The organism is Stenotrophomonas sp. HMSC10F06, from assembly GCF_001807865.1.
Taxonomy (GTDB): domain Bacteria; phylum Pseudomonadota; class Gammaproteobacteria; order Xanthomonadales; family Xanthomonadaceae; genus Stenotrophomonas; species Stenotrophomonas bentonitica_A.
In genome coordinates this window covers 1-4,670 of sequence record NZ_KV791291.1, presented here as the reverse complement: position 1 = coordinate 4,670, position 4,670 = coordinate 1, and the positions used below count along the sequence as shown (strand labels likewise).

At 66.4% G+C, this 4,670-nt stretch carries 5 protein-coding genes; all 5 read right to left on the bottom strand.

Annotated features, from left to right (window positions below; all coding sequences use genetic code 11):
* On the bottom strand, window positions 1–1,919 hold a 1,919-nt coding region (locus HMPREF3113_RS12030; RefSeq protein ID WP_254665286.1), incomplete at its 3' end, for a methyl-accepting chemotaxis protein.
* 96 nt (window positions 1,920–2,015) lie between these two features.
* The gene (locus HMPREF3113_RS12025; protein ID WP_019182922.1) at window positions 2,016–2,399 is read right to left on the bottom strand and encodes a hypothetical protein; all 384 of its coding nucleotides are present in this window, start codon (window positions 2,397–2,399) and stop codon (window positions 2,016–2,018) included.
* 173 nt (window positions 2,400–2,572) lie between these two features.
* Window positions 2,573–3,064 carry a chemotaxis protein CheW gene (locus HMPREF3113_RS12020; protein ID WP_019182921.1) on the bottom strand — a complete coding sequence of 164 codons (492 nt, stop codon included), beginning with the start codon at window positions 3,062–3,064 and terminating at the stop codon, window positions 2,573–2,575.
* 159 nt (window positions 3,065–3,223) lie between these two features.
* Entirely contained in the window at window positions 3,224–4,003 is a 780-nt protein-coding gene (locus tag HMPREF3113_RS12015) for a flagellar brake protein (RefSeq protein WP_070472823.1), read from the bottom strand.
* Between the two features lie 184 nt (window positions 4,004–4,187).
* Window positions 4,188–4,670 (bottom strand): methyl-accepting chemotaxis protein (locus HMPREF3113_RS12010; RefSeq protein ID WP_254665285.1); only part of this gene is annotated, 483 nt, incomplete at its 5' end.

Here is a 4,670-nt window from a genome sequence, read left to right as displayed (position 1 = left end):
TTGATCTCCTTGGCCGCGCCGGCCGAGCGCTGGGCCAGGGTGCGCACCTCGGAGGCGACGACCGCAAAGCCACGCCCCTGCTCGCCGGCACGTGCCGCTTCCACCGCGGCATTCAGCGCCAGGATGTTGGTCTGGAAGGCGATGCCATCGATGACCGAGATGATCTCGGCGATCTTCTTGGACGAGGTCTGGATCGCACTCATGGTGGTCACCACCTGGCCGACCACATCACCGCCCTGGGAGGCGACGCTGTGTGCGCCGATGGCGAGCTGGTTGGCCTGGCGGGCGTGCTCGGCGTTCTGGCGCACGGTAGAGGTCAGCTCCTCCATCGATGCGGCGGTTTCTTCCAGATTGGCGGCCTGCTGCTCGGTGCGGCGCGACAGGTCGCTGTTGCCGGTGGCGATCTCGCTGGCGGCCGAGTTGATCTGCTGGCTGGAGTGCTTGATCCGGGTGACGATGCCGCTGAGCTGTTCGGCGGTGGCGTTGGCATCGTCGCGCATCCGGGCGAACACGCCCTGGAAGTCGCCGTGCATGCGCACCGTCAGGTCGCCCTGCGAGAGCGAGGCGAGCAGGTTGGAGACCTGTTCGATGCTGGCCGAGTTGGCATCCAGCAGACCGTTGAGCTGCTGGGCCAGCTGCAGGAAGAAGCCTTCCTTGCCGACGCTGTCGATGCGGCCGGAGAGGTCGCCGGCCGCTGCCTGGGCGATCACGCGGGCAACTTCGGCTTCCACCAGGGCTTCAGGGGTACGGTCGCGCCATTCGATGACGTGGCCGACGGTCTCGCCCTGCTCGTTGGCGATGGAGGAGATCACCTGGGCGAACTGGGCCTGGCCGAACTGCATCGGGCGGCGGCTGACGCCATGCTGCTGCAGTTGGGCCAAGGTCTTGGGATCGATTTCGCTGCCATGTTCCAGCGCGGCGGCCGACTTGCCGATCAGCGAGGCGGCGGCGTCGAAGTCCGGCAGGTCCTTGCGGATGTCGGCTTCGTACTGGCTCAGGGTCTGCTGCAGGGCGCGGTTGCTGTAGACGATGGTGTGGTGGGCATCGGTCAGGTAGACGCCGGTGGAGCTGTAATCCAGCGCGGTACGGATGCGCAGGTTCTCGCGGGCGATGGCCTGGTCGGTTTCGGTGCGCTCGCGCAGATCGCGCTGCATGCGCTGCATGGCCTGCAGCAGATCGCCCACTTCATCCTTGCGGCTGACGTCGATATGGCCGTCCAGCTTGCCGCTGGCGACATCGTTGGCGACCGAGACCGCGCCGCGCATGCTGCCCACCAGCGAACGGGCAAACAGATACACCAGCACCAGGCCCAGGGCGGCGCCGCCCAGCAGGGTGATGACGGTCAGCGTGGCGGAGGCGGCGTAGGTGGATTCGGCTTCCTCGCGGGAGGCGCGTGCGAGACGGTTGTCTTCAGCAATCAGCGCTTCGAGCGCCGCCGAGGCCTTGCGATGCTTGGCGCGGGTTTCGCCGACGAAGGTGTCCACGGCATCGTCGGGCAGGTCCAGCTCGAGCATTTCGGTAACGGCGTCGTAGGACGCCAGCGAATCGGTCCAATCCTTGGCGAAGGTGTCAAACAGCTTCTTCTGCTGGGGATTGTCGATCAGCGCGGGGTATTTCTTGATCGAGGCGTCGATCTGGGTGCGAAGCTCCGCGGCGCGGGCCTTGGCTTCGGCCTTGACGTCATCGCTGGCGCGGATGAGGCCCTGGTAGGCGGAGTTGCGGTACTCGCCGACCATGCCACGCAGCTCACCGGCGGTGCGGATGCTGTCCATCCGGGGGCCGGCCAGTTCGGTGGTGACGTTGTTGAGTGAGTGCAGGCCACGATAGGCCACGATGCCCTGCAGCAGCATCACCAGCAGGAGGACGCCGAAAGTCAGCATCAACTTGGGCATCAGTTTGAGGTTGTTGATCCACGGCATGGCAGGTGCGGTCTCCAGTGGCAAACGCGTCCGGCCGTCGGGGCCGGTTGCAGCGACCACGCCGGCCAGGGCCGGCGCGGCAGGGCGAACGGGCAGTTACTTGATGTTGGCCAGCTTCAGGCCGGCCGGCGAGCTGACTTCGATTTCAGCACGCGAGGCATCGCGGGCGATCTTGCCGATCACGCAGACGGTCTTGCCTTCCAGCGATTCCAGCGGGAAGCTGAACTTGTCGCGGTTGGCGCCGGCGATGCGGGCCGAGAAGGTGTGGCGCGGGAAGGCGCCGCCCATGTACAGGAAGGTCGGCTGGCCTTCGGAGCCTTCGGCGTAGCGGGCCTTTTCGACCTTGCCGCAGACCATGCCGTCCTTGCCGACCGAGCGCGGTGCCAGTTCCGGCGGAATCATTTCACCGGACTGGGCGAATGCAGTGGAGGCGGAAGAGGCGATCACGGCGACCGAGAACAGGGCAAGCAGGGACTTCATCGGGAAAATTCTCCGGGGATATGGGCAAGGTGGCCCGGCCATGGGCGATCCAGTGCAGCCGGGTTCTGAAACCAGCTATCGGCCGGTCAGGGGGGAACTGAAGCAATTTTTTCGACGGTGGCCGTTGCAGACGGCGGCAGCGGCGTGACTGCCGCTTTTCTGTGACGGATGTCTCAGGCGGCGACGTCGTCGATGACCGCTGCCTGGCCCATGTCGGCGCTGTCGAGCAGGGTTTCGATATCCAGCAGGATCAGCATGCGGTCGTCCTGGGTGCCGATGCCGGAGATGAAGCGGGTATCGACGGCGGCGCCGAATTCGGGGGTCGGGCGGATCTGGTCGGCGGCGAGCGGGATGACGTCGGAGACACTGTCCACGACGATGCCGACGACGCGGTCTTCGACGTTGAGGACGATCATCACGGTGAAGGCATCGTAGGTGGCATTTTCCAGGCGCAGTTTGAGGCGCAGGTCGATGACGGGGACGATGGTGCCGCGCAGGTTGATGACGCCTTTGATGTAATCCGGGGCATCGGGCACGCGGGTGACGGAGTCGTAGCCGCGGATTTCCTGGACTTTGAGGATGTCCACGCCGTAGTGCTCGGCGCCGAGGGTGAAGCTGAGGTACTCGCCGCCGTCGCTGGCGGCGTTGCTGTTCTTGTCGTTCATCGAGGGGTCCTGGGTCGGGCGTAGCGGTCGAAAAACCGGGGGTCACGCTGGATATCGGCCTGCCCGGGGGCGACTTTAGCTTCCACCCACCCAAACCCTGCCTTCAGTCGGGACCATGAGCCGCAGGGATGCGGCGACGCCATGCCGTTGAAGCAGCGATCAACTCTCCCCGTTCTTCCGCGCACTCCGCTGCCGGTCGATACGGAAGATGTAGCGCTGGATCGCGCTGTCGCCGCCGCGCGGGAGGTCGTCGAAGCGCATGCCGATCCGCTTCATCTCCGCCCCGTTGGGCAGTCTGAGCGCCAACTGGTTGCAGACGATCAGCGAGACGTGCAGCGGGCTGCCGTCGGGGAGGTCGAGCCGGGCGGCGTAGCGTTTCTGCAGGGAGAACACGTTGCAGTCCACCGGCACCGTGACGGCCAGGCCACCGCCGCTGATGTCGACCACGCGCAGCTGGAGCGCTTCGCTGCGATCTTCGTTGACCGGGAACTGCAGGTGCGGGGAATCGGTGATCGGCGTTTCCAGCCGGTACAGTTCGCGGCGTTGCAGATGCACCAGTTCCTGCGGGAACGGCACGCGGAAGGCAACATGGCCTTCGTTGCGCACGCGCTCCAGCCCGTCCAGGCGAAAGCGGACCATCACCCGGTCCAGCTGGGCGAAGCAGAGCAGGTGGGCGGCGTCCTCGGCGGCGCGATTGGAGGGCTCGGACGGGCTGCCGTCGAGCAGCAGCCAGTCGTCGTCTTCGTCCAGCTCCAGGACGGCCGTGGGGAAGGACTGGTCACGGCCGCCGAGATGGGCGTTGATCAACGAACGCTGGTCGATCAGCGCCTGCAGCAACTGCCGGATCTGGCGGGGGTTGCGGACCAGGTACCTGTCATCCGTGGCATCGTCGTGGATGCCATGGGGGCGGTCGTGTGCGTCGAGGCTGCCTTCGGACATGGAATCTGCTGGGTTGGGCGGGTGCCGGCAGGCGTAGATGCCGGGGCTCTGTCCGTTTATCGGCAGTAGTTCACATTTATGTAGGGGCAATTTGCAGCGCGGCGGTGCGCGACGGCCCTGCCGAAACGACGACACCCCGCCGGAGCGGGGTGTCGAAGGGCGCGTGATCACGTGGCAGGCGCGATCAGAACTCCTGCCACTCGGTGTCGTTGGCCAGGGCCGGTTCGCGGGGGCTGACCCGTCGCGGTGCGGCAACGACGCTGCGCGGCTTGGCCGCTGGGACGGCTCGTGGCGCGGCCGGTGCATGGACCACGGTGGCCGGTGCCGCGTGCCCGTGGCTGTCCAGCTTGAACAGTGCGACAGCGTCGGTCAGGTGACCGGCCTGTTCTTCCATGGCGCGGGCAGCGGCGGTGGCTTCTTCCACCAGCGCGGCGTTCTGCTGGGTGGTCTCATCCATCTGCACGACGGTCTGGTTGACCTGCTCGATGCCGGCCGACTGTTCCTGCGAAGCCGCGGAAATCTCGGCCATGATGTCGGTCACGCGCTGCACCGAGGCGACGATCTCGCCCATGGTCGCGCCGGCCTGGTTGACCAGCTGCGAGCCTTCGGCGACCTTGCCGACCGATTCGTCGATCAGGCCCTTGATCTCCTTGGCCGCGCCCGCCGA